Origin of the sequence: Cupriavidus sp. Agwp_2 (genome assembly GCF_040784895.1) — a bacterium.
Classification (GTDB): domain Bacteria; phylum Pseudomonadota; class Gammaproteobacteria; order Burkholderiales; family Burkholderiaceae; genus Cupriavidus.
This window is the reverse complement of sequence record NZ_CP088084.1, coordinates 2010361-2034983: the sequence shown is the minus strand read 5'-3', so window position 1 is coordinate 2034983 and position 24623 is coordinate 2010361. Positions and strand designations below refer to the sequence as shown.

Below are 24623 nucleotides of genomic sequence, written 5' to 3'. Positions count from 1 at the left end.
GGCGCAGGAGCACGCGCGTGACCGCGGCGGTTGCCATGCCTGGCCGGCCGGCCGAGGTGCTGGAACGGCTGAAGGCCAACCCCAAGCTGCCGCTGATGCTGGGCGGGGCGGCGCTGGCCGCTGCCATCGCCGTGGGCGTGCTGTGGTCGCGCGCGCCGGACTACAAGGTGCTGTACAGCAACCTGTCCGAACGCGACGGCGGCTCGGTGATTGCCTCGCTGCAGCAGATGAACGTGCCGTACAAGTTCGCCGAAGGCGGCGGTGCGCTGATGGTGCCGGCCGAGAAGGTCCACGAGACCCGCCTGCGGCTGGCCTCGCAGGGCCTGCCCAAGAGCGGCACCGCGGGCATGGAGCTGATGGACAACCAGAAGTTCGGCATCAGCCAGTTTGCCGAACAGGTCAATTACCAGCGCGGGCTGGAAGGCGAGCTGGCGCGCTCGATCGAATCGATCGCCGCCGTGCAGTCGGCCCGCGTACACCTGGCGATCCCCAAGCCGACGCTGTTCGTGCGCGAGCGCCAGAAGCCGACCGCTTCGATCGTGCTGCAGCTGTACCCCGGCCGCGCCATCGATGAAGGCCAGGTAGCGGCGATCAGCCACCTGGTGTCGTCGAGCGTGCCGGAGCTGACGCCCAAGTCGATCTCGATCGTCGACCAGCACGGCAACCTGCTGTCGAACAGCGGCAACGAGCGCATGCTCGACGCCACCCAGCTCAAATACGTACAGGCGCTGGAGCAGAACTACCTGAAGCGCATCGAGGCGATCCTGACGCCGATCGTCGGCAAGGACAACGTGCGCGCGCAGGTGACGGCCGACGTGGACTTCTCCATCGTCGAGCACACCGACGAGAGCTACAAGCCCAACCAGGACCCCACCCGCTCGGCCATCCGCAGCCAGCAGACCAGCGAGTCGAACCAGCAGGGCGCAACGCCACCGGGCGGCGTGCCCGGCGCGCTGTCGAACCAGCCGCCCGCCGCCGCGGTCGCGCCGGTGACCACGCCGCAGACGCCGCGTGCGGGCCAGGCGCCGGGACAGGCCGGCGCGCCCGCTGCCGGCCAGCCGGGCCAGCCCGGCCAGCAAGGCCAGGCCGTGCAAGGCGCGCAGGCCAGCACCGCCAGCAGCCAGGCAGGCCCCAGCGGCCCGAGCAACAACCGCCGCGATTCCACCGTCAACTACGAACTGGACCGCACCGTGCGCCATGTGCAGCAGGCACCGGGTGGCGTGCGCCGGCTGTCGGTGGCGGTGGTGGTGAACTACCGCCAGGCGGCCGATGCCAAGGGCAAGATGGTGGCGCAGCCGCTGCCGCCGGCGCTGCTGGCGCAGATCCAGAACCTGACCAAGGAGGCGATGGGCTTCTCGTCCGATCGAGGCGACTCGATCAACGTGGTCAACAGCCCGTTCACCGTGGACCGCGAGGTCACGCCGGAAGTCCCGCTGTGGAAGCAACCTGACATGATCGACCTGGGCAAGACCGGTGCGGGCTACCTGCTGCTGGCACTGCTGGCGCTGTTCGCGTGGTTCAAGGTGGCGCGCCCCATCCTGCGCCGCTACACCACGCCGCCGCTGCCGGCACCGGCAACCAAGGAAGAGACCGAGGCGGTGCTGCTGCCGCCGGAAGAGCCGGCCAATCCGGAAGTGCTGCGGCTTGCCGCCAAGTATGAAAGCGACCTCGCGCTGGTGCGCGACGCCGCACAGCGCGACCCGCGCCTGGTCGCCAGCGTGATCAAGAACTGGATTGCCAATGACAACCGCTAAGGCCATCTCCAAGGAAACCTCCGCCGGCGGCCTGCAGAAGAGCGCCATCCTGATGATGGCGATCGGCGAGGATGCCGCGGCCGAGGTGTTCAAGCACCTGTCGCAACGCGAGGTGCAGGAACTGGGCGCTGCCATGGCAGGCCTCAGTTCCGTCACGCGCGAGGAAATGGCCGATGTGCTGGGCGAATTCCGCTCCGAGACCGAGCAGTACCTGGCCCTGAACGTCGATTCCAGCGCCTTTATCCGCAGCGTGCTGAACAAGGCGCTGGGCGAGGAGCGCGCGCAGTCGGTGATCGAGGACATCCTGGAATCGCGCGACCCGGGCAGCGGCATCGACTCGCTCAACTGGATGGACGCGACCTCGATCGCCGAGCTGATCCGCGACGAACACCCGCAGATCATCGCTACCATCCTGATCCACCTGGACCGCCAGAAGTCGTCGGAGGTGCTGGGCCTGTTCACCGACCGCCTGCGCAACGACGTGATCCTGCGTATCGCCACCTTCGGCGGCGTGCAGCCGGGTGCGCTGCAGGAACTGACCGACGTGCTGACCAAGCTGCTGGCCGGCCAGAGCCTGAAGCGCAGCCGCATGGGCGGCGTGCGCACCGCGGCGGAGATCATCAACCTGATGAGCACCGCGCACGAGGAAGCAGTCATCGACGGCGTGCGGCTGCACGACGGCGACCTGGCGCAGAAGATCATCGACGAGATGTTCCTGTTCGAGAACCTGCTCGAGGTCGACGACCGCGGTATCCAGCGCGTGCTCAAGGAAATCGCCACCGAGTCGCTTATCGTCGCGCTCAAGGGCGCACCCTCGGAGCTGCGCGACAAGTTCATCCGCAACATGTCCACACGCGCCGGCGAGATGCTGCGCGAGGACCTCGATGCGCTCGGCCCGGTGCGCGTGTCGCAGGTCGAGGCAGAGCAGAAGGCCATCCTGCAGGTGGTAAGACGCCTGGCGGATGCGGGCGAACTCCAGATCGGCGGAGGCGACGATGCCTATGTCTGATGCATTACCTGAGCGCGGCCTGAACACACAGAACGCACAGAGCACACAGAACGCACTGAGTGCACGCGGCACGCAGCGGGGCGATCCCCCTGACAGCGCGCACGGCGGCGGTTTCGCGCCGTTCGAGCCGCCGCGCCGCGCGCGTGGGGGCGGCGCCGGCTGGCAGCGCTGGCAGATGGGCCCGCTCGACCCGCGCGACATGGCGTCGGAGGCGCCGGCCGACATCTTGCCGGCCGAGCCCGCGCCGCCGCCGATCGATTTCGCGGCGCTGGATGCAATGCGCGAAGGCGCGCGCAAGGAAGGTTATGCGCAGGGCTACACGCAGGGCCAGACCCAGGGCTATGGTGACGGCCACCGTGAAGGCTATTCGCGCGGGCTGGAAGCGGCGCGCAACGAGGCCGCGCAGCTGCAGGCGCTGGCCACGAATTTCCGGGGCGCGCTGGCAGGCGTCGACGACCACGTCGCGCGCGCGCTGGTGACGCTGGCGCTGGACGTGGCGCGCCAGCTGGTGCGCACCACGGTTGCCGAGGATCCCTCGGTGCTGCTGCCCGCCGTGCGCGAGCTGCTGACCAGCGAACCTGCGCTGCAGGGTTCGCCCAGCGTACTGCTGCATCCTGACGATGTGGCGCTGGTCGAGGCGCACCTGCACGGCGAACTCGAAGCCGCGGGCTGGACCGTGCGCCCGGATCCGACGGTCGCGCGCGGCGGCTGCATCGCCAGCGCCGCCAGCGGCGAGCGCGACGCCACGCTGGGCACGCGCTGGACGCGCGTGGTCAAGGCGCTGGGCCGCGACGATCCGTGGGAGCCGCCGCATGACTGAAGCCGTCGCACAAGGCGCCGCTCAAGCCGTCGCACAAGCCATCGCACAAGCCGCGCCGGATGGCGCATCGAGCCGGCATGCGCAACGCTGGATCGGTGCGCTCGAAACCGCATCGGCCGGTATTGCCGGCCTCGACAGCAAGCGCAGTTGCGGCCGCCTGACGCGTGCCGCGGGCCTGGTGCTCGAGGCCGTGGGCCTGCGCCTGCCGGTGGGCAGCGACTGCCTGATCGAGCTGCCCGCCGGGCAGTTCAGCGCCGACAGCAATGCACCCCGCACCGCCGAGGCGGAAGTGGTGGGCTTCGGCGCCGACCGTCTCTACCTGATGCCGCAATCCGACGTGGTCGGCCTGTTGCCAGGCGCGCGTGTTTATCCGCTGGAGCCGTCGCCGCAGCCGGCCGGCACCACCACGCCGCGCGAGCCGGGCTCCAAGCGCCTGCCGGTCGGCGCGGGCCTGCTCGGCCGCGTGCTCGATGCCGCGGGCCGTCCGCTCGATGGCCTGGGCCCGATCACCGCGGCGATGGAAGTGCCGCTGGCCGGCGAGCAGATCAACCCGCTGATGCGCGCCCCCATTGAAACCGTGCTCGATACCGGCGTGCGTGCCATCAACGGCATGCTGACGGTGGGGCGTGGCCAGCGCATGGGCCTGTTCGCGGGCTCGGGCGTGGGCAAGAGCGTGCTGCTCGGCATGATGGCGCGCTACACCAGCGCCGACGTGATCGTGGTCGGCCTGATCGGCGAGCGCGGCCGCGAGGTGAAAGAGTTCATCGAGAACATCCTGGGGCCGGAGGGCCGCCGGCGCTCCGTGGTGGTGGCGGCGCCGGCCGATTGCTCGCCGCTGCTGCGCATGCAGGGCGCCGCCTATGCGACCCGGCTGGCCGAGTATTTCCGCGACCAGGGCCAGCACGTGCTGCTGATCATGGATTCACTGACGCGTTACGCCATGGCGCAGCGCGAGATCGCGCTGGCGATCGGCGAACCGCCCGCGACCAAGGGCTATCCGCCATCGGTCTTCGCCAAGCTGCCGACGCTGGTCGAGCGCACCGGCAACGGCCCCGAGGGCGGTGGCTCGATCACCGCGTTCTACACCGTACTGACCGAGGGCGACGACCAGCAGGACCCGATCGCCGATTCGGCGCGCGCGATCCTGGACGGCCATATCGTGCTGTCGCGCAGCCTGGCCGAGTCGGGGCACTACCCCGCCATCGATGTCGAGGCTTCCATCAGCCGCGCCATGACCGCGCTGATTTCACAAGAGCAGTTCGCCTCGGTGCGCCGCTTCAAGCAGTTGATGTCGCGCTACCAGCGCAACCGCGACCTGATCAGCGTGGGCGCCTACGTGCCGGGCAACGATCCCGAGCTGGATCTCGCGATCCGGCTGCATCCGCGCATGGAAGCCTTCCTGCAACAGGACATCCACCTGCGCGCCGGCTACGACGACGCTATCGCCCAGCTGCACAGCCTCTTCGACAGGAGTGAACATGGCCAAGCCTTCACCGCTTAATACCCTGGCGGACCTCGCCCAGAATGACACCGACGCCGCCGCGCGCGAACTCGGCCGGCTGCAGGGCTCGCGCACGCAGGCGGAGCAGCAGCTGAACCAGCTGACGCAATACCGCCAGGAGTACCGCGCCCGCATGCAGGCTGTGGCGGCAGAGGGCATGACGTCGAGCCGCTGGCAGGATTTCTCGCGCTTCCTCGACTCGCTCGACCACGCCATCCGCCAGCAGACCGCGGCGCTGGCCAAGGCCGAAGAGGACCTGCTGGCCGGGCGCAACCGCTGGCAGCACCAGAAGCGCCGCCTGAATTCGTTCGACACGCTGATTGCGCGTGCCGAGGCCAGGGAAGACCAGATCGCCGCGCGCCGCGAGCAGCGCGCCAATGACGAATACGCGGCCCGGCTGGCACGCTCCGCCGCCAGCCGGCTCAGCTAGCCCGGACCGGTACCGGAAATCCGCAGCAGGACGACATGATCGATATCAGCCAGATTGTCAGCAACACGGCCAATGCCGCCAAGGCAGCAGCCAGTGCGGCCGAAAGCGCCAGGCGCGCCGCCGGCGATACCAGCGGCTTCGGCGACGCGCTGACGCGCGCCCGGGAAAGCAACCCGCAACAAACCCAGGCAACGAAGGCCAGGGACGCAGGCGCCGGGGAGGACAAGTCCGCGAGCAACAAGCAGGCGGCATCGGAGCCAGCGCGTGCCGACACCGGCAAGCCGCAAGCGGCGCCGGCGGGCAAGCCAGCCACCACCGACAAGGCGAAGGAAGACGACGACAGCACCACCAGCGCCGATGCCGCCGCGGCAGCGGCCGCCGCGGCGCTGGCGTTGCTGCTGCCTGCGGCCACGGCCCCGGCCCCGGCCCCGGCCACGGCAGCATCCGCCGCCGCGGGCGCTGCCGCCGCAGCGGTCGGGTCAGCCGCCGACGCGGGCAGCAACGCTGCGCTGCAAGCCGCGCTCGCCGGCGCCGCCCAGCCGACGGCTGCCGACGTTGCCAATGCCCCGGCACCGGCGCTGCAAGGCGACGCCGCCGCGTCACCCGCCACGCTGAAGGTCATCACCGCCGAGGCCAGACCGGCCCAGCCTTCGGTCGCCGACACGCTCGCCACCATCGCCTCGCAGCGTGCCGCGATGCAGGCCAGCACGCCAGCCGCCAGCGACGCCAGGTCCCCTGCCGTCCTTGCGCAATCCGTTCCGGCTGCCGGCATGCCGGCGCAGCAGGACAACGCCGGCCAGCAGCCTGACAGCGGCATTGGCCAGCATCGCGCCGATCCGCTTGCCGCCGCCAATGGCGCCGGGGAAGCGCGCCCGGCCGCTAACTCGTTTGCCGCCGCGCAGGCCGCGGCGCGCGCCAGCGAGGCCACCACCGCCACGACCAGCGCCGACGACGCGCCGGCCCTGGCCGCCGCGCTCGCGGGCCAGCACACGGCCCAGGCACCGGCGGCTGCCGCAGCCGCGGCAGCCGCCGCTCGTCCGGTGGTCGTCCCCGCGCTGTACGACAGCCAGTGGCCGCAGGCCCTCGGCCAGCAGATGATCCGCCTCAGCACGCAAGGCTCGCAAAGCGCCGAGCTGCAACTGAACCCGCCCGACCTCGGCCCGCTGAAGGTCGTGCTCAACGTGGTCAACGACCAGGCCCAGGCCCAGTTCGTCTCGCCGCACCAGGCGGTGCGCGCCGCGGTGGAAGCAGCGCTGCCGCACCTGCGCACCGCGCTGTCCGAGAATGGCATCCAGCTGGGCCAGACGTCGGTCGGCGCGGACGGTTTTGCCAACCAGGCCGGCAATGGGCAGCAACAGCAGCAGGCATCCGGCAACGGGCGCGGGCAACCGGCCTTCGGCACGGGCACGCTGGCCGGCGTGGAGAGCGCCGCACCGGCGGAACCGGTGGTTCGGCCCACGCGGGTGCCGGCGCGCGGCGAGATCGATACGTTCGCCTGATTTTCCAGAGGCGGTGCCGGGCAATCGGCACTTCCGCAACACAAAGGCCGCCTTCTCAGGCGGCCTTTGTGTTGATGGCCTGGGACGGTCGCCAACGTTGACGTAGTGCTGCTAGAATCAGTAATCATTTTTGCTTACCTTTCCAACCGTGATGCGCACGGAGGGAATCGGGTGAAGCAAAGTGAATTCCGGCGTTGGCTCGCCGGTCAGGGCGCTATCTTCCATGACGGTGCCAAGCATCTCAGGGTGTATCTCAATGGCAGGCAGTCCACCCTGCCACCGCCATGCGGCCCGGCATTCGTCGTAAAAGGAGTGTGGATATGTTGCGGTTTCCTGCCGATGTCGTCGCCGACGGTAATGGCTTTGTCGTGTCTTTCCCCGATATCCCGGAAGCCCTGACCAGCGGCGACTCCATCGAACACGCCTGCGCCATGGCAGCCGATGCGCTGGCCACCGCGATGGAGTTTTACTTCGAAGACGGCCGGCAGGTGCCGCTGCCGTCCAAACTCAGGCGGAGCCAGCACCTTGTGGAGTTGCCGGCCAGTATGTCGGCCAAGGTCTTGCTGCTCAATGAAATGCTCGCGCAGGGCGTCTCGCAGGCCGAACTGGCGCGACGCCTGCATACCCGCAAGCAGGAGGTCCAGCGTATCGTCAACCTCGACCACGCCACCAAGATCGACACCATCGAAGCGGCGTTTCGTGCCTTGGGCAAGCGGCTGGAACTGACGGTCGCCTGACCGGCCCGGCATGCCGGTGCCTGACGCGTCTATCTCGAACCATGACCTTCGACCTTTTCGACAACCTCGACGACCCCGCCCCCGCCAACCCCGCGCCCGAGCGCCTGGCCGACGGCGCGGTGGTGCTGCGCGGCCTGGCCCGCGCGGACGCCGAGGCCCTGCTCGCCGATGTGCAGGCGGTCATTGCCGCCGCCCCGCTGCGCCACATGGTGACGCCCGGCGGCCTGACGATGTCGGTGGCGATGACCAATTGTGGCGATACAGGCTGGGTCTCAGACGTCCGCGGCTACCGCTATGACCGCATCGATCCGCTGAGCGGCCAGCCATGGCCGGCGATGCCACCGCGGCTGCGCGCACTGGCGCAAGAGGCGGCGGAACAGGCCGGCTTTGCCGGCTTCGCGCCCGATGCCTGCCTGGTCAACCGCTATGTGCCCGGCACACGCCTGTCGCTGCACCAGGACCGCGATGAACGTGACTTCAGCGCGCCAATCGTGTCAGTCTCGCTGGGGTTGCCGGCGGTATTCCTGTTCGGCGGCATGCGCCGCGCGGAGCGGCCGCAACGCGTGCGGCTGGCTCATGGCGACGTGGTGGTATGGGGCGGCCCGTCGCGGCTGGCCTTCCACGGTGTGGCGCCGCTGGCCGACGGCGATCATCCGCTACTGGGGCGCGCCCGCATCAACCTGACATTCCGCAAGGCGCTGTAGCGCGATACCCGCGCCAGGCGTGTTTGGCACTTTGTGCAGGGTTTTCTACAGTCAAGGGACTGCAGAGAACGCCAACGCGCAAAGGACCCCACCATGCATCTCGAAGGCTCCTGCCATTGCGGCGCCGTCCATTTTTCGCTCGAATCGGACTCGCCGTGCCCGTACATGCACTGCCATTGCTCGATCTGCCGCAAGACCGCCGGCGGAGGCGGCTATGCGATCAATATCGGCGGCGATGCCGCCACCCTGCACGTGCGCGGGCGCAAGTCCCTTGGCATCTACCACGCGGTGATGCGCGAACCCGGCAAGCGCGCGCGGCGTTCGCCGGCACAGCGGCATTTCTGCGTGAAGTGCGGCAGCGCGCTGTGGCTGTGGGATCCGCGCTGGCCGGAGCTGGTGTATCCGCACGCATCGGCCATTGACACGCCGCTGCCGCGCCCGCCCGAGGTGGTGGAGGCCTCGCTGGAATCCGCCGCGCCCTGGGTCGATGTGCCCAAGCGCAAGGGCCACGTGCACTGCGACACCTGGCCGGAGGAATCGCTGGCGGACTGGCATAAGCGCCACCGTCTCTAGTCGCGCTGTAGTCGCGCTGTAGCCGCGCTGTAGCCGCGCTGACGGCGCCGGTCCACCACCGCCTTGCGCGGCGTCGCCGCGGGCCAGCGGCCTCAGGCCGGCAGGAAGCCCTCCACCGTCAGGTAGCGTTCGCCGGTGTCGTAGTTGAAACCCAGCACGCGCGCATTGGCCGGCAGTTCCGGCAGCTTCTGCGCTATCGCGGCCAGTGTCGCGCCGGACGAGATGCCGACCAGGATGCCTTCTTCGCGCGCGCAGCGGCGGGCCATCTCGCGCGCGGGTTCGGCATCGACCTGGATCACGCCGTCAAGCAGCGCGGTGTCGAGGTTCTTCGGGATAAAGCCCGCGCCGATGCCCTGGATCGGGTGCGGTGCCGGCGCGCCGCCGGAGATCACCGGAGAGGCCACCGGCTCGACGCCGAAGACCTTGAGCTGCTGCCACTTGTCCTTCAGCACACGGGCGCAGCCAGTCAGGTGGCCGCCAGTGCCGACGCCGGTGATCAGCACGTCGAGCCCTTCGGGGAAGTCGTTCAGGATCTCCAGCGCGGTGGTGCGTACGTGCACGTCGACGTTGGCGGGGTTCTCGAACTGCTGCGGCATCCAGGCGCCGGGCGTGGCGGCAACCAGTTCCTCGGCACGTGCGATCGACCCCTTCATGCCCTTCTCGCGCGGGGTCAGGTCGAAGCTGGCGCCATAGGCCAGCATCAGCCGGCGGCGTTCGATCGACATGCTGTCCGGCATCACCAGCACCAGCTTGTAGCCCTTGACCGCGGCCACCATGGCCAGGCCGATGCCGGTGTTGCCGGAGGTCGGCTCGATGATGGTGCCGCCCGGCTTCAGCACGCCGCGGCGCTCGGCGTCCTCGACCATCGACAGCGCGATGCGGTCCTTGATCGAGGCGCCCGGATTGCTGCGTTCGGACTTGATCCAGACTTCGTGCCCGCTGCCGAACAGGCGGTTGATGCGGATATGCGGGGTATTGCCGATCGTCTGCAGGATGTTCTGGAACTTCATCGTGTTCTCCGTGGCGGGCGCGGCGCGGCAGGCCCCTGGCGGGGCAATGGCGCTGCTGGATCGAAATGAATGGAAGATTCTAGTGCAAAGCGCCTGCCGGCTCCGTGGCGTATGATGATGCCCGCTGCGCATTACGCTGGCCGCTGGCCGCTGGCCACTGGCCACTGGCCGCTGGCCGCTGTCCGCTGTCACGCGCTTCCGGTTTCGCGCTTCCGGTTTCCCGCCCTCCTTTTACGCCCCGCATTGCCCCATGCATTGCCCCTGCTTTGCCCCCCGCTCCGATGCCTGACCATTCCCTGCTGTCCTCGCTCCTGATCTTTGGCCTTGGCGGTGTGCTCGGTGGGGTGGGCGGGCTGTTTGGCATTGGCGGCGGGCTGATCGCGATCCCGGCATTGGGCCTGATCTACGGCATGGACCAGCAGCTGGCGCAGGGCACCGCGCTGGTGATGATCGCGCCCAATGTGCTGATCGGCTTCTGGCAGTACCGCAAGCGCGCGGACATCGCCCTGCGTACCGCGCTGGTGCTGGGCTTGTCGGCGGTGCTGGCCACGTGGCTGGCGGCGCGCGCGGCCACGGCCATGGACGCGCAGGTGCTGCGGCGCATTTTCGCGGTCTTCATGATCGGGCTGGCGCTGTATTTCCTGTGGCGGCTGTTGCCGGGGCGCGCGGCCACGGTGCAGCAGGCGCGCGTGTCGCCGCGCTGGATTCCATTGGTGGGCGTGGTCGGCGGCGTCTTTTCGGGCTTCTTCAGCGTGGGCGGCGGCGTGGTCGCGGCGCCGGCGCTGGTGGGGCTGTTCGGGCTGCGCCAGGCCGCGGCTCAGGGACTGGCGCTGGCCCTGGTGACGCCCGGCGCCGTGGTGGCGCTGGGCACCTATGCCCACGCCGGGCATGTCGACTGGGCCAGCGGCATTCCGCTGTCGCTGGGCGGCATGCTGACGATCTCATGGGGCGTGGCGCTGGCGCACCGGATGCCCGAGCGGCGCCTGCGTGCGCTGTTTGCCGTGTGCCTGATCGCCACGGCCATCGTGATGATGGTGCGCGGCTGAAAACGCCGCGCGGCGGCTATTTGCGGAACACCAGGCTGAAGTTGTTCGCCGGCATCGGCACCGGTTCGTCGCAGCGCAACCCCTGCGCGGCGCCCAGCGCAATCACATCTTCCATGTCGCGCACGCCCCAGTCTGGGTCCGTGGCGCGCAGTTGTGCGTCAAAGGCGGCATTGCTCGGCGCGGTATGCGCGCCGCCGCGGCGATAGGGACCATACAGGTAGAGCACGCCGCCGGGACCCAGCAGCTTTCCGGCGCCGGCGAACAGCGCCTCGGCCGCGGCCCACGGCGAGATATGGAGCATGTTGATGCAGACCATCGCATCGGCGGCATCGATGCCCCAGGGCTGGCGGCACACGTCAAGGTCCAGCGGCGCACGCACGTTGTGCAGGCGCGCATGGGCGGTCCATGCGGCGATCGACGCGCGCGCGGCATTGTCCGGATCGCTCGGCTGCCAGGTCAGGCCGGGAAACGCCGCGGCAAAGTGCGCCGCGTGCTGGCCGGTGCCGCTGGCGATTTCCAGCACCGTGCCGCTGGCGGGCAGCACATTGCGCAGCACCGCGAGGATGGGCTCGCGATTGCGCTCGGTGGCAGGCGCCATGCGGCGGGCGTCGGGGTCGTGGGTCTGGTCGGTCATGGCGACTAGCTCGTTTTCCGGGGGGAACGGCTAGCGTAGCAGAGTCTGCGCGGACTCGGGATGCACAGGCGGCGGCGAAGCGCCGCCGCCTTCATGCCACGGTGACCGCTTGCACTCAGGCCTTCGCCAGCTTCACGCCAGCCGGGTCCGCCGTCAGGTATCCCACCGCCGCGCCGAAGCGGTCCTTGTAATTGGCACGCACCAGCGGATCCAGCGTCGCCTTGACCTTGTCATGCAGCGGCGATTCCCAGTCGCCCACGTGCTGGAAGTTGCTCATCACGTAGGTCCAGCCGTTGATCTCGTCCACCGCATGCAGCCCCGTCGACTCGGCGCCGGCCGGGCACGACAGCACGCGGCTGAGCACCTTGGTGTCGACGTTGTAGGCCCACAGGAAGTTGTTGACGTGGGTGTTGCTGTCCTCGCCCACGAACAGCGTGCGCAGCTTCTCCGAGAACTTGAGGTTGTCGGGCGTGGCGACCTTGTCCGGGTTGGCGAAGTTGCCGAGCGCGTCCTGCTGCTTCATCTTGCCGCCGCCGAGGTCTTCGCTGATCAGCGCCGGCACCGCGGCCATGTCGACCGGCACCCATTCGCTGTTGATCGCGTTGCCGCTCTTGTCGGCCTGGCCGCCTTTCAGGTTCAGCTCATAGACCGCGCCGGAGTACGGGCCCTCGACCTGGATGTCGCCCTGGTTGGCGGCATTGCCGGTGAGCATGCTCGACTCGATGCGCGACATCGCCGAGTAGGCTTTCTTGTCCTTGATATTGACCGTGGTGCCTTCCATCTTGGTAAAGCCCAGGCTGCCGCCGACCAGCGCGGCGTAGCGGTGGGTTTCCAGGTAGGCGGCGGCCTTCTCCATGCCCGGCACCAGCTTGATCCAGTTGGCCTTGCCGTTATAGAGGATGCGGGTGTAGCTGCTGTCGTTCGGATTGACGGTCTGCACGTCCATGATGTCGGCCAGCCTGATGCCGCCATCGACCAGCGCACGGATCTCGGCACTGGTAGCACTGCCCAGCTTGATCCACGACAGCGTGGCGCTGCCCGGGCCGGCGCCCGAGGTCTGCTGCCACTTGCCCACGTACAGCGAACCGCTGGACAGGTCGCGCGCCTGGTCGGCGATGAACACGAACAGGCCGCCGTTGGTGGCATCGTCACCCATCAGCACGGTGCGCTCGTCGGGCATGACCTGCACCAGCTCGTGCGAGATGCGGCCGAGGCAGTAGTGCTTCCTGATGGTGCCGGTGCCGTCGGGATTGACCGTCACTTCCGGCAGGTGGCCATAGTTGTAAGCGTTGGCCCGGTTGGCGTCGCCGTAGAGGTTCTGGCTGTAACCCTGCAGCTGCGTGACCGCGGCGGCGTCCTTCAGGTCGGTTTCGTACTCTTCGCTCGACAGGTGGGTGTTCCACGGCGACAGGCTCGCGCCGCAGGTGATCCACAGGCCGTTGACGCCGGAGGTATCGACGTTGTGGTATTTCACCGGCGTCAGCTTGCCGGTGGCCGGATCCTGGTCCAGCGTCACGATCGCGATCGGCGACGGCAGCAGGCCGTACATGCTGGTGTTGTTCTGGTTGCGCGAGGTGTACTCGAACTGCACTACGGCGAACACGGTATTGCCCTTCACGCCGGACACGGTCGGATTGGCCAGCTTCAGCAGCGAGCTGCCGTCCGGTGCGTCGGAGAAGAACTGGCGTTCCTTGCCGGCCACGGAGTTGTCCACGATCGGCTGGTTATTGATGTCGTAGTAGCCGCCGGCCACGATGGTGCCGCCCTTGCCGTCGGGCAGCGTGTCGCCGGTGACGAAGAACGGCTGGTAGGCGAGCTTGTAGGTGGTGCTGCTGCCATCGCTGAACGACACCTTCAGGCTCGAACCCACGGTGGTGGTCGCCATCGCGGCGGGATCCGCCAGCGTGGGCGCGTTCATCGGGATGAACTCCGCCGTCGTGAAGGTGGCGCCAGCCGCCGGGCTGGTGGGGGGCGCGGCCACGGCATCGTCGCTGCCGCCGCAGCCGGCCAGCAGGCCGGTGGAAGCCAGGCCAAGCGGTAGCATCGGCGCGCCCGCCAGCAGTTTCAGTGCCTTGCGGCGGCCAGCATCAGGTTTCTGTTGCATGTTTTTATCCGGGGAAAGGGATGGATTTGTGTTTTGACTGCTTGATCGCGCCGGGCACCACGCGGGCGGCCGGGCACCTGTTGGCACAGGCGGGCGGCGGGCGGCATTGCGCCCGACCGCCGCAGATCGTAGGCCGCGTTTGTGACAGGAAGTTGACGATGCAACACTTCGGCCGGAGGCAGGGCCGGACCCGGCGAGCCGCTGCGGTACACTCCCCAGTTCTGTCCGCAGGCCCTTGCGCCGCCCTTTTTCCCGTCCGTCCCGCTTGCCGACCTACACGCTAGCCCACCCCGTCCAGTCCGAAATCGAAATCCGCAAGAGCCGTTTCCTGGCCCTGGCCTTGCCGGTGGCCGACCGCGACGCGGCCATGGCCGCGCTGCACGCGCTGCGCGCGGAACACCCCACCGCTACCCATGTGTGCTGGGCGCTGCTCGCCGGCGGCGCGTCGGGCATGTCCGACGACGGCGAACCCTCGGGCACGGCCGGCCGGCCGATCCTGGAAGTGCTGCGCCACCACGACCTCGACGGCGTGCTGGCCGCGGTGGTGCGCTACTACGGCGGCGTCAAGCTGGGCGCTGGCGGGTTGGTGCGCGCTTACACCGATGCCATCGCCGCCGCGCTGAAATCGGCCGAACGGATCGAGCGCATCGCCTACGCCACGCTGACGATATCGATCGACTACGCCGACGAGCCGCGCGTGCGCCGCTGGATCGAGCAGGCGGCCCAGCAGGGCTGCACGCTGGCCGATACCGCCTACGGTGCGCTGGCGACACTGGTGCTGCGCCTGCCCGCCACGCAAGTGGACGCGGCACGCGACGCCTTGCGCGACGCCACCCATGGGCGCGCGCAGTTTCCGCAGGCAGAGGATTCCGATGGCTGAGCGCGACGCGTCCATGGCCGGCAACGACGGCGAGTTCACCGCGCAGGTGCTGCCGGGCGGCCAGACCTTTGCCGCCTCGCCCGAACTGAGCCTGCTGGAAGCCGCGTTGCTCGACGGCGTGTCGCTGCCCAACTCCTGCCGCAACGGCACCTGCCGGGCCTGTGCCAGCCGGCTGCATGCCGGATCGATCCGCTACCGGATCGAATGGCCCGGGCTGAGCCTGGATGAGAAAGAGGAAGGGCTGATCCTGCCGTGCGTGGCTTGTGCGGTCAGTGATGTGGTGATTGAGCCGTTAACGCTGGGGTGACGCGCCTCACCCACCCACCGCCAGAAAAAACCGCAACGCCAGCTTCAACCCATCCGGCCCCGCCGGGTCCGAGAACGCGTGCCCGCCCGCGCCGCCGCTCCAGGCGTGCCCCAGACCTTCGACCCGCACCATCCGCAAGTAGGGCGCCTTGCCTTCGGTCCAGTCGAATACATCGACCGCCCGCCGCATGCCACGCTGGATGCGCCGGGCCGGCACCGCCGCGAGCGGATGCGCGCCTTCCGGCTGCAGGTGCATCCACAGCGCAGCCGCCGCGGTGGCGTTGCTGAAATCGACCATGGCATCGGCATCGCCATGCAGCAGCAACAGCGGCGGCGGGCGCCGGCCGGCGAGGCCAAGGCGCAGCGCGTGGACGGCGTGGGCGTCGGGCCCGCGCTGGCCGCGCATCGCCCGTGCCGCCTGCGTGGCGTTGGTGGCGCTCCATGGCACGGCGCCGGAATGCGAGCCGACCGCGGCGAAGCGCGCGGGATAGCGCAGCCCGAGCATCAGTGCCATGGCCCCGCCCGCCGACAACCCGAGCACGCTGATGCGATCGGCCGCCACCGGATGGCGGCGGCAAGCCTGGTCGATCAGCGCCATCAGCAAGCCGGCTTCGGCGGCGCCCTGCGCGGCGGGACGGAACCAGTTCCAGCAGCGCTGCGCGTTGGCCTGCGAGCTCTGTTCGGGCATCAGCACCACCCAGCCCGCCTCGCGCGCCACGGCGGCGGCGCGCGTGACGGCGGCAAAGCTGGCGGTGTCCTGCCCGCAGCCATGCAGCAGCACCAGCATCGGCGCGCGGCGCCTGGCATTGACGCCGGCCGGCACGAAGATGCGATAGCGTCGCGGCGCGAGCGGACCGGCGCCCCAGCTGCCCTCTTCCCAGCGTCCGCTGCCACGGCTGCGCGGCGGCTCGGCTGGCGATACCACGCCCGACAGCGCGCGCTGCGTGGCGGCGGTGACTGCAGCGGATTGCTTCACCGCGTTGCGCACGATGGCCTCGGTCATCGGCTTGGTGAAGTTGCGGTTGACCGCGCGCTGCATGCTGCGGGCATTGCGCGTGGCGGCCTTGTTCAGCGTGGACCAGAGCTTTGCACCGGAAGAGTGGGGCATGCGGCGTCCTGTCGGCGTGGGTAACCCGTGCATCATATGCCGAGTCGCGTGCATGGCATGGCGCACAGCATCGGCATTGCATGCAACGCGATCCCGATCACTGCCTACAATGCAAGGGCCGTGTCGCGCCGAGGCACGCACAGGAGGCGAGCATGATCGATGCAACGAGCCAGTTCAGGCCCCTGGATCCGGGCCGCATTAACCTGATGGATCCGCTTGAAGTGCAGTACTGGTGCCGCGAACTTAACTGCAGCGAGCAGGACCTCGAAGCTGCCGTCGATGCCGCCGGCGACCATATCGCCGCGGTGCGGGACCAGCTCGAGTCAAACCCGCCGGGCACCCCGCCACACTGAAGCCCCGGGGCACGGCCGGATCATGCCGGCCGTGCCTGTCATGACCCCGCTTGCCCGATCCAGTGCCTGCGCCGTCGATCAACGGCGCAGGCACTGGTCGTGCGTCTCGACTATCTCGAACGGTTCCGGTGCTGGCGAGCGCTCCAGCGGCGGCCGCATACCCGGAATAAGCGCAGTGCAGACCGGAATTCAGTAATGCTGTGTTCGCGTGGGGCAGGTTTTGCTGCATGATTTCGGGCCCGGGTCAGGCCTGGCAGCAGACCGCGCCGGCCCGGGAGATCCGAGTACATGGGGGTCACCTACACGAGGACGCATCGACATGATCATCAAGCTGCCGGCCATCACCATTTGTGCAGCCCTGCTCGCCCCTGCTGCCTGGGCAGGCAACGACGCCCACTGGAGCTACGCCGGCCCGACCGGCGCCAGCCATTGGGGCGGGCTTGACGCCGGCTACAAGACCTGCTCGCTGGGCAAGCACCAGTCGCCCATCGATATCCGGACCGGCAAGGCCGTGAGCGCGGACCTGAAGCCGATCGGCTTTGGCTACACCGCAACGCAGGCAACCGTGGTCAACACCGGCCATACCATCCAGGTCAACCTGCCGGCAGGCGGGCAGGCCGAGTTCGACGGCGCGGCGTACAAGCTGGTGCAGTTCCACTTCCATACGCCGAGCGAGGAGAAGGTCAACGGCAAGACCTATCCGCTGGTGGCGCACCTGGTGCACCAGAACGCCGAAGGCAAGCTGGCGGTGGTGGCGGTGCTGTTCAAGACCGGGCGCGAGAATGCGGCATTGCAGCCGGTCTTTGCCAGCCTGCCGGCCAAGGCCGGCGAATCGCGCGAGCTGGGGGCACCGATTGACGTGGCGGCACTGCTGCCTGCGCAGCAGTCTTACTGGGCGTTCACCGGCTCGCTGACCACGCCGCCCTGCAGCGAGGATGTGAAGTGGCAGGTGCTGAAGACCCCGGTGGAGATTTCGGCGGCGCAACTGGCGGCGTTCCGCAAGCTTTACCGGATGAACGCGCGGCCGGTGCAGCCGCTGAACGGGCGGGTGGTGCAGGCGGGGCGTTGAGGGTTGTGCGCGCACCCATGACTTTTGCCTAGCCGATTGAGTGCTCCCTCTCCCGCAAGCGGGAGAGGGAGCAGACCAGCGGTATGCGGGAGCGCTGTCAGGAAAGCCCGCGCATCGCCAGCTCGCCGCCCAGCACCAGCAGCCCGCAGAAGAACAGCTTGCGGAAGCGCTCCGCACTGATGCGGTGGCGCAGCCATTGCCCGATGAACATCCCGCCCAGCGCAGGCACCAGCGCCAGCAACGAAGCCCCCAGCACCGGCGTGTGCAGCAACGATCCGCCCAGCGCCAGGCTGACCGCCAGCGCAATGGTCGAAATCGTGAAGGACAGCCCCAGCGCCTGCACCAGGTTTTCCTTTTCGAGTCCCAGCCCCTGCAGGTAAGGCACAGCGGGAATCACGAACACGCCGGTCACCGCAGTGATCGCGCCAGTCACCAGACCGACTACCGGCCCGAGCCAGGCCTCCGCTGCCGGCGGCACGTGCAACTTCACCGCTGCCAGTCCTACCACCGCATACAGGACCAGCGCCACGCCGAGCGCCGAGGTGGCATGGGTCATCATCCCCGCCGGCACCAGCGCCGCGCACAGCCACGTGCCGGCGCAGATCGCCGCCAGCATCGGCCACAGCCGGAGTACCAGTTGCCCGAAGCGCGGACCGCTGAACAGCTGCACCACATTGGTCACCATCGACGGCGCCACCAGCAGCGCCGCGGCCTGCGCCGGCGGCATCACCAGCCCGAGCAGGCCCACCGCGACGGTGGGCAGGCCCAGCCCCACCACGCCTTTGACAAAGCCGGCCAGCAGGAAGGTCAGGCCGATAAAGGCAGCTTGCGTGCCGATTGCTTCCATCGTCATCGCTGGCTCCTTCAGCCGGGCTTGCGGTCGTGCACCGCGCGGCTGTCGGCGGGCGCTTCGTCGCGCGCGTGCATGCCGTAGTCGCGCATCACCTGTGCCACGCGCAGCCGGTAGTCGGCGAACACGCCGCCGCGGCCGGCGGCCTGTGCCTCGCGGTGCGCCACGGTATTGCGCCACGCGATCACCGCGGCCTCGTCGCGGAAGAAGGACAGCGACAGCATCTTGCCGGGGTTGGTCAGGCTCTGGAAACGTTCGACCGAGATAAAGCCGTCGATGGCCTCCAGCTCGGTGCGCAGCCTTGCCGCGATAGCGAGATAGGCATCGCGGCGGCCCGGTGCGGGCTCGACTTCGAAGAGGACGGCGATCATGGGGGGCTCCGTATTTTGAATGGTGGACTCAGCAGAAATGCGGGATGCGGGCGTTCAACGAGGGACGATAACGGAACGCGCGCGCCAGTGCGGCCGGGTCGGCGCCGCGTGCGAGTAGCGCTGTCACCGTGGCGGCGGCGAGCGCCTGCGCCAGCCTGTCGCCAGGGCAAGCGTGGCGGCCATGGCCAAAGGTCCATGCGCGGCCGCCTTCCGCCCTGCCACTGCGCGAAGCCGCGGCCAGCAGCACCAGCACTGCGTCGCCGGCCTTGGCGTCGTGGCCGCACAGGTGTGCGTCGGCGGCGAGGAAGCGGCGCGTGTTCTGCACCGGCGGATCCGACACCGCCACCCGTGCAACCAATTCTTCCGGCGTGGTCCCGGCCGGCACCTTGCCGCGACCGAGATGCAGCAGTGTATTGCCTGCCAGCGCGGCGGTGGCTTCGCAGGCCTGCACCAGCAAGCCGATGGTGTTGGCGGCCACCGCCTGCGCATCGATGCCCGCAACCTGCGCGGCCTGGTGCAGCGACGGCAACGGGCCTGCTGCGGGCGCCGCGTCGGCGAGCCAGATACCAAGCCATTGCGCGGCGTCGGCGCCGGCTTGCACGGCGTTCGCATCGGCGAGCGGCGACTGTGCGGCGGCAAAGGCCGCCACATGGCCGGCCACTGCCGCGGCGGTGGCGCGATCCACGGCGACCGGCAGGCCGAGCAGGTCAGCCAGCGTCACCACCGGCAACACGAACAGGACGCCATTGATGCCTTCGGCGGACAATGCCCTGTCGGCGTCCATCAGCTCAGCCAGCGCAGCCGCCCGGTGCGCGGCTGCGGACGGATCGATGGCGGCCAGCAAGGGCATCAGCAACCCCTTCAACGGCGCGTGCGCAGCGCCGTCGTTCATGCGGATCAGCCGGCCGAACAGGTCCCCGGCGGGGGTGCCTGCCAGTGCGGGCGGCACCGGCTGCGCGGGCGGGCGTACGCGGCAATCGGGATGGGACAGCACCTCCGCGACTTCGCGCGCGCCGGCCGCAACCCACAGCCCGAGCCGCTGGTCGCGGAAGAACGGCCGGTGTGTCGCCAGTTCGCGGTAGTAGGGATAGGGATCGGGGTGCGTGACGGCGCTGATCGGGTCGATGGCATCGTCAGCGTCGGATACGGTGGCAGGCAGCATGGCGGCACATGGGGGCTGGATGTGCTGCCAGTTTGCCGCGTGCGCGGGACAAACGCTTCACGGCGGCGTGAAAGATGGATTGCTGCGTGGCGGTTCCCGGCCACCGGGCCCGCTTGCGCGCGAGCCCGGTGGCTTCCGCCTTTTCAGCCTTCTCCGCCTTTTCCACCTTTTGCAGAGCGTGCTTCAGAACTTCGACGTCACCAGCTCACCGCCATCCTGCGCCGCCTCCGCCACCGGGTCATCATTCCTGTGCGCCAGCCGGTACAGCACCGGCAACACCAGCAACGTCAGCGCCGTCGACGACAGGATGCCGCCGATCACCACCGTGGCCAGCGGACGCTGCACTTCGGCTCCCGTGCCGGTGGCCAGCGCCATCGGAACGAAGCCCAGCGACGCCACCAGCGCGGTCATCAGCACCGGCCGCAGCCGCGTCAGCGCGCCGTCCCGGATCGCCTGGTCGAGCCCCACGCCCTCTTCGCGCAGCGAGCGGATGAACGACAGCATCACCAGCCCGTTCAGCACCGCCACGCCGCACAGCGCGATAAAGCCCACCGCGGCCGAGATCGACAGCGGGATGCCGCGCAGCCACAGCGCCAGGATGCCGCCGGTCAGCGCGAACGGGATGCCGGTGAAGACCAGCAGCCCGTCCTTGACGTTGCCGAACATCGCGAACAGCAGCACGAACACCAGCCCCAGTGCCAGCGGCACCACCACGCGCAGCCTTGCTGTTGCCGACTGCAGCTGCTCGAAGGTGCCGCCCCAGCTGGTCCAGTAGCCGGCGGGGATGCGCACGCGCTCGCGGATCGCAGCCTCCGCCTCGGGCACGAAGCTGCCGATATCGCGCCCGCGCACGTTGGCGCTGACCACGATGCGGCGCTTGCCGTTCTCGCGCGAGACCTGGTTGGGGCCGGGCGCGATCTCCACGGTGGCGACTTCGCTGAGCGGGATATAGCTGGTGCGCGCGCCGGCCGCGGTGTCCTTTGGCAGCGCCACCGGCAGGCGCCGCAGCGCGTCCACGTCTTCGCGCACGGCATCGGGCAGGCGCACGACGATGTCGAAGCGCCGGTCGCCGCTGAAGAACGTGCCCGACACCTTGCCGCCGATGCCGATCGCCACCGCCTCCTGGATATCGCTCAGGTTGAGCCCGTAGCGCGCGGCCTTGTCACGGTCGATATTGACGCTGAGCATGGGCAGCCCGGTGGTCTGCTCGACCTTGACCTCGGCCGCGCCCGGAATGTCCTGCAGCACCGCGGCAATACGGTTGGCGGTGTCTTCCAGCACGGTGTTGTCGTCACCGAACACCTTGACCGCTACGTCGGAGCGCACACCCGAGATCAGCTCGTTGAAGCGCAGCTGGATCGGCTGCGAGAACTCGTAGTTGTTGCCGGGCAGCTTGCCGACCTCTTCGCGGATCGCGGCGATCAGCTCGTCGCGGGTGCGGCGCGGCGCGGGCCATTCGGACTGCGGCCTGAGCATGATGTAGCCGTCCGAGATGTTCGGCGGCATCGGGTCGGAGGCAATCTCGGCGGTGCCGGTGCGCGCGAACACGCGTTCGATCTCCGGGAATTTCTTCTTCAGCGTGGTCTCGACCTGCTGCTGCATTGCCACCGATTGCGTCAGGCTGGTGCCGGGAATGCGCAGGGCCTGGATGGCGAGGTCGCCCTCATTGAGATTGGGCACGAACTCGCTGCCCAGGCGCGTGGCGATCGCCAGGGACAGCGCCACCGCCACGCCGGCCAGCGCCAGCACCACCGGCGTTGCCGACAGCGAGCGGTCCAGCAGCACCGCATAGCGGCGCCGCGCCCAGGCCATCAGCCGGTTCTCGCGCTCGGCCACGCGATTGCCGATGGCCAGCGCCACCGCCGCGGGCACGAAGGTCACCGACAGCACCATCGCGCCCAGCAGCGCCAGCACCACCGTGATCGCCATCGGGTGGAACATCTTGCCCTCGACGCCTGTCAGCGCAAAGATCGGCAGGTACACCACCATGATGATGAGCTGCCCGTACAGCAGCGGCCGGCGAGCCTCGCGCGCGGCGGCAAAGACTTCATGCAGGCGTTCGGTGCGCGTCAGCGCGCGGCCATGCCGTTGCTGCGCATGCGCCAGGCGCCGCACGCAGTTCTCGACGATCACCACCGCGCCGTCGACGATGATGCCGAAATCCAGCGCGCCCAGGCTCATCAGGTTGGCGCTGGTGCGGGTGTGGACCATGCCGGTGAAGGTGAACAGCATCGACAGCGGGATCACCAGCGCGGTGATCAGCGCCGCGCGCAGGTTGCCGAGGAACAGGAACAGGATGGCGATCACCAGCACCGCGCCTTCCAGCAGGTTCTTCTTCACCGTGGCGATGGCCTTGTCGACCAGCGTGGTGCGGTCGTACACCGTGATCGCCTTCACGCCGGCCGGCAGCGTGCGGTTGATCTCCGCCATCTTGCGGTCGACCGCCTGCGACACCGTGCGGCTGTTCTCGCCGATCAGCATGAACACCGTGCCCAGCACCACCTCGCGGCCGTCCTCGGTGGCGGCGCCGGTGCGCAGCTCGCCGCCGGTCTGCACGCTGGCCAGGTCGCGCACGCGGATCGGCTGGCCCTGCGCGGTACCGACGATGACGTCGCGGATGTCGTCGAGCGAGCGCACCTGGCCCGGCACGCGCACCAGGTATTGTTCGCCACGGCGCTCGATATAGCCGGCGCCGACGTTGTCGTTGTTCTTCTCCAGCGCGGTCACCACGTCGGCGAGCGACAAACCGTACGAAGCCATCCGCTCCAGGCTGGGCGCGACCACGTAGGCGCGCGCATGGCCGCCGATGGCATTGATCTCGGTCACGCCCGGCACGTTGCGCAGCTGCGGGCGGATCACCCAGTCCTGGATCTCGCGCAGGTCGGACAGCGTGTACGGCGTGCCGTCGGGCTTGCGCGCATTGGGCTCGGCTTCCACGGTCCACAGGTAGATCTCGCCGAGGCCGGTCGAGATCGGGCCCATCGCCGGCGTGATGCCGGAAGGCAGCCGGTCGCGCGCTTCCTGGATGCGCTGGTTGACCAGCTGGCGCGCGAAATGGATATCGGTGCCTTCGCGGAAGATCACCGTGACCTGCGACAGCCCGTAGCGCGACAGCGAGCGGGTCTGCTCCAGCCCCGGCAGCCCCGCCATCACCGTCTCGACCGGATAGGTGATGCGCTGCTCGGTTTCCAGCGGCGAATAGCCGGGCGCGCCGGTGTTGATCTGCACCTGCACGTTGGTAATGTCAGGCACGGCGTCGATCGGCAGCCGGCTGTAGTTGTACAGCCCCAGCGCGGCCATGCCGGCCACGGCCAGCAGCACCAGCCAGCGCTGCTCGATGGCAAAGCGGATCAGGCGTTCAAACATGGCGCCCCCCGCTCAGTGCTCATGCCCGGCGCTGGCCTTGCCCAGCTCGGACTTGAGGATGAAGCTGTTGGCCGCGGCGTAGCGCGCGCCGGCCTGCAGGCCTTCGGTGATCTCGACCAGCTTGCCGCCGCTGCGGCCGGTCTTGACCGGCTGCACCGCAAACCCGCCCGGCACCGCGACGAACACGGCGCTGTGGCCATCGACCTGCTGCACGGCATCGGCTTCCACCGTCACCGGCACCTGCGTCGCGGCGCCGAGCACGCTGACCGTGACGAACAGCCCGGGCCGCCACGCCATGCCTGGATTGGACAGCGTGACACGGGCCTTGGCGGTGCGGGTCTGCTCGCCGAGCAGCGCGCCGACGTAGGAGACCTTGCCCTCGGCCTGCGTCTGCGAGGCGGTGGAGCGGATCCTGACGGTCTCGCCCACGCGCACCTGGTCGAGGTCGCGCGCCGAGACCACGAATTCGGCCCAGACCGAACTCAGGTCCGAGATGGTGAAGACGCTGGCGTCTTCCTTGACGGCCTCGCCCAGCGACAGGTGCTTCTCGACGATGATGCCGTCGAATGGGGCACGCAGCGCGAACTGGTTCAGGCTGCCGCCCTTGCCGTCTTTGACGTCCTTGCCGGCGCTCTCCGATGCGCCGATCGCGACCAGCTTCTGCCTTGCGTTCTGCACGGCGATCTGCGCTTCTTCCAGCGCTGTGCGGGCCTGCTGGTAGTCCTGTTCGGCGGAAATCTTTTCCTGCCACAGCGTCTTTTCACGCGCGTAGGTGGCGCGCGCCAGCGCCTCGCGCCGCTGCGCCGCGAGCAGTTCGCTGCGCTGCTCTGCCAGTGCCGTGCTGGCAAGCACGGCCAGCACCTGGCCCTTGGCGACCTGCTCGCCCAGGTTGGCCGGCACCGCCTGCGCCACGCCGGCGACGCGGGGCACCACGTGCGCGGTGCGGTCGTCGTTGAAGCGGATCTCGCCGGGGAAATCGACGCTGCCGCGCAGCGGCGCGGGGCCTGCCGTGGCCATGCCGATACCGGCCTGCTGCACCTGCTCCGGCGTCAGCTTGATGACGTGGGGCTGGTCGGCGGCCTGCGCCGGCGCAGCGGCGGCAGCGGGAGCGCTGGCCGAGGTACTTGCCGGCTTGCCGTGCGCGTGGCCATCGTCATGGTCGGCATGGTCGGCATGCCCGCCTTTTTCGGCGTGTTCGCCATGCTCGTGCCCGGCCTCGCCTGAGCCGCCGCCCTTGCCCGTGAACAGGATCGCCGCGCCGCCCAGCAGCCCCGCGACCAGGATGGCCACCACCGCGGCCCGTTGTTGCTTGCTCATTGCCATGCTTGGAGCCTTCC

The 24623-nt window shown here is 69.2% G+C and carries 23 protein-coding genes and 1 pseudogene; 15 read left to right on the top strand and 9 right to left on the bottom strand.

What is annotated here, in order from left to right; genetic code table 11:
* Window positions 1–17 precede the first annotated feature (17 nt).
* The 10 genes and pseudogenes from fliF (at window position 18) to LPA45_RS26880 (ending at window position 9027) form a co-directional block, all read left to right on the top strand.
* On the top strand, window positions 18–1754 hold the full coding sequence (gene fliF / locus LPA45_RS26925) for a flagellar basal-body MS-ring/collar protein FliF (RefSeq protein ID WP_317922912.1): 1737 nt from the start codon (window positions 18–20) through the stop codon (window positions 1752–1754).
* Window positions 1741–2763 carry a flagellar motor switch protein FliG gene (fliG, locus tag LPA45_RS26920; RefSeq protein ID WP_317922913.1) on the top strand — a complete coding sequence of 341 codons (1023 nt, stop codon included), beginning with the start codon at window positions 1741–1743 and terminating at the stop codon, window positions 2761–2763. The genes fliF and fliG overlap by 14 nt, the downstream gene beginning before the upstream one ends.
* A complete protein-coding gene (gene fliH, locus LPA45_RS26915) occupies window positions 2750–3583 on the top strand; it encodes a flagellar assembly protein FliH (protein WP_317922914.1) in 834 nt (277 codons plus the stop codon). Before fliG ends, fliH begins: the two co-directional genes overlap by 14 nt.
* On the top strand, window positions 3576–5084 hold the full coding sequence (gene fliI, locus LPA45_RS26910) for a flagellar protein export ATPase FliI (RefSeq protein WP_317922915.1): 1509 nt from the start codon (window positions 3576–3578) through the stop codon (window positions 5082–5084). The genes fliH and fliI overlap by 8 nt, the downstream gene beginning before the upstream one ends.
* A complete protein-coding gene (gene fliJ, locus LPA45_RS26905) occupies window positions 5062–5514 on the top strand; it encodes a flagellar export protein FliJ (protein WP_317922916.1) in 453 nt (150 codons plus the stop codon). Before fliI ends, fliJ begins: the two co-directional genes overlap by 23 nt.
* A 35-nt stretch (window positions 5515–5549) precedes the next feature.
* Window positions 5550–7013, top strand: coding sequence for a flagellar hook-length control protein FliK (locus LPA45_RS26900; protein WP_317922917.1), 1464 nt, complete (start codon window positions 5550–5552; stop codon window positions 7011–7013).
* Window positions 7014–7184: 171 nt separating this feature from the next.
* Window positions 7185–7292 (top strand): annotated as a pseudogene (locus LPA45_RS26895) (mRNA interferase); the annotation flags it as partial.
* A 41-nt stretch (window positions 7293–7333) separates the two neighbouring features.
* The gene (locus LPA45_RS26890) at window positions 7334–7750 is read left to right on the top strand and encodes a type II toxin-antitoxin system HicB family antitoxin (protein WP_116319050.1); all 417 of its coding nucleotides are present in this window, start codon (window positions 7334–7336) and stop codon (window positions 7748–7750) included.
* Between the two features lie 41 nt (window positions 7751–7791).
* On the top strand, window positions 7792–8454 hold the full coding sequence (alkB, locus tag LPA45_RS26885) for a DNA oxidative demethylase AlkB (protein WP_116319051.1): 663 nt from the start codon (window positions 7792–7794) through the stop codon (window positions 8452–8454).
* 93 nt (window positions 8455–8547) lie between these two features.
* Window positions 8548–9027: a GFA family protein gene (locus LPA45_RS26880; RefSeq protein ID WP_116319052.1), complete on the top strand. Its 480-nt coding sequence runs from the start codon at window positions 8548–8550 to the stop codon at window positions 9025–9027.
* 92 nt (window positions 9028–9119) lie between these two features.
* Here LPA45_RS26880 and cysK read toward each other — a convergent pair whose 3' ends face one another.
* Entirely contained in the window at window positions 9120–10037 is a 918-nt protein-coding gene (gene cysK, locus LPA45_RS26875) for a cysteine synthase A (RefSeq protein ID WP_317922918.1), read from the bottom strand.
* Between the two features lie 281 nt (window positions 10038–10318).
* On the opposite strand from cysK, the gene LPA45_RS26870 reads away from it, so the two are divergent.
* Window positions 10319–11083 carry a sulfite exporter TauE/SafE family protein gene (locus tag LPA45_RS26870; RefSeq protein WP_317922919.1) on the top strand — a complete coding sequence of 255 codons (765 nt, stop codon included), beginning with the start codon at window positions 10319–10321 and terminating at the stop codon, window positions 11081–11083.
* A 16-nt stretch (window positions 11084–11099) separates the two neighbouring features.
* Here the strand turns inward: LPA45_RS26870 and LPA45_RS26865 are convergent, their stop codons facing one another.
* Together LPA45_RS26865 and LPA45_RS26860 are read right to left on the bottom strand one after the other, a co-directional pair.
* Window positions 11100–11717 (bottom strand): DUF938 domain-containing protein, encoded by a 618-nt coding sequence (locus LPA45_RS26865; protein WP_116319054.1) that lies wholly within the window; start codon window positions 11715–11717, stop codon window positions 11100–11102.
* Window positions 11718–11832: 115 nt separating this feature from the next.
* Window positions 11833–13821: a PhoX family phosphatase gene (locus tag LPA45_RS26860; protein ID WP_116319055.1), complete on the bottom strand. Its 1989-nt coding sequence runs from the start codon at window positions 13819–13821 to the stop codon at window positions 11833–11835.
* 265 nt (window positions 13822–14086) lie between these two features.
* Between LPA45_RS26860 and LPA45_RS26855 the strand changes: the two genes are divergently transcribed.
* Both LPA45_RS26855 and LPA45_RS26850 read left to right on the top strand, forming a co-directional pair.
* Window positions 14087–14701 (top strand): YigZ family protein, encoded by a 615-nt coding sequence (locus tag LPA45_RS26855; RefSeq protein WP_116319056.1) that lies wholly within the window; start codon window positions 14087–14089, stop codon window positions 14699–14701.
* Entirely contained in the window at window positions 14694–15008 is a 315-nt protein-coding gene (locus LPA45_RS26850) for a 2Fe-2S iron-sulfur cluster-binding protein (RefSeq protein WP_116319057.1), read from the top strand. The genes LPA45_RS26855 and LPA45_RS26850 overlap by 8 nt, the downstream gene beginning before the upstream one ends.
* Before the next feature lie 6 nt (window positions 15009–15014).
* Here the strand turns inward: LPA45_RS26850 and LPA45_RS26845 are convergent, their stop codons facing one another.
* Window positions 15015–16115, bottom strand: coding sequence for a PHB depolymerase family esterase (locus LPA45_RS26845; protein ID WP_317922920.1), 1101 nt, complete (start codon window positions 16113–16115; stop codon window positions 15015–15017).
* A gap of 152 nt (window positions 16116–16267) precedes the next feature.
* On the opposite strand from LPA45_RS26845, the gene LPA45_RS26840 reads away from it, so the two are divergent.
* Together LPA45_RS26840 and LPA45_RS26835 are read left to right on the top strand one after the other, a co-directional pair.
* Entirely contained in the window at window positions 16268–16468 is a 201-nt protein-coding gene (locus tag LPA45_RS26840; protein ID WP_116319059.1) for a DUF3606 domain-containing protein, read from the top strand.
* A 319-nt stretch (window positions 16469–16787) separates the two neighbouring features.
* Complete coding sequence (locus LPA45_RS26835) at window positions 16788–17537, top strand: carbonic anhydrase (protein WP_116319060.1); 750 nt, start codon at window positions 16788–16790, stop codon at window positions 17535–17537.
* A gap of 97 nt (window positions 17538–17634) precedes the next feature.
* Here the strand turns inward: LPA45_RS26835 and LPA45_RS26830 are convergent, their stop codons facing one another.
* The 5 genes from LPA45_RS26830 to LPA45_RS26810 form a co-directional block, all read right to left on the bottom strand.
* On the bottom strand, window positions 17635–18390 hold the full coding sequence (locus LPA45_RS26830) for a sulfite exporter TauE/SafE family protein (RefSeq protein ID WP_317924551.1): 756 nt from the start codon (window positions 18388–18390) through the stop codon (window positions 17635–17637).
* An 11-nt stretch (window positions 18391–18401) separates the two neighbouring features.
* A complete protein-coding gene (locus tag LPA45_RS26825; protein WP_116319062.1) occupies window positions 18402–18758 on the bottom strand; it encodes an antibiotic biosynthesis monooxygenase in 357 nt (118 codons plus the stop codon).
* A gap of 28 nt (window positions 18759–18786) precedes the next feature.
* Window positions 18787–19920, bottom strand: a complete 1134-nt coding sequence (locus tag LPA45_RS26820) for a cytochrome P450 (protein WP_116319063.1) — start codon at window positions 19918–19920, stop codon at window positions 18787–18789.
* 183 nt (window positions 19921–20103) lie between these two features.
* Window positions 20104–23286: a CusA/CzcA family heavy metal efflux RND transporter gene (locus tag LPA45_RS26815; protein WP_317924553.1), complete on the bottom strand. Its 3183-nt coding sequence runs from the start codon at window positions 23284–23286 to the stop codon at window positions 20104–20106.
* 12 nt (window positions 23287–23298) lie between these two features.
* On the bottom strand, window positions 23299–24609 hold the full coding sequence (locus LPA45_RS26810) for an efflux RND transporter periplasmic adaptor subunit (protein ID WP_116319065.1): 1311 nt from the start codon (window positions 24607–24609) through the stop codon (window positions 23299–23301).
* Window positions 24610–24623 lie beyond the last annotated feature (14 nt).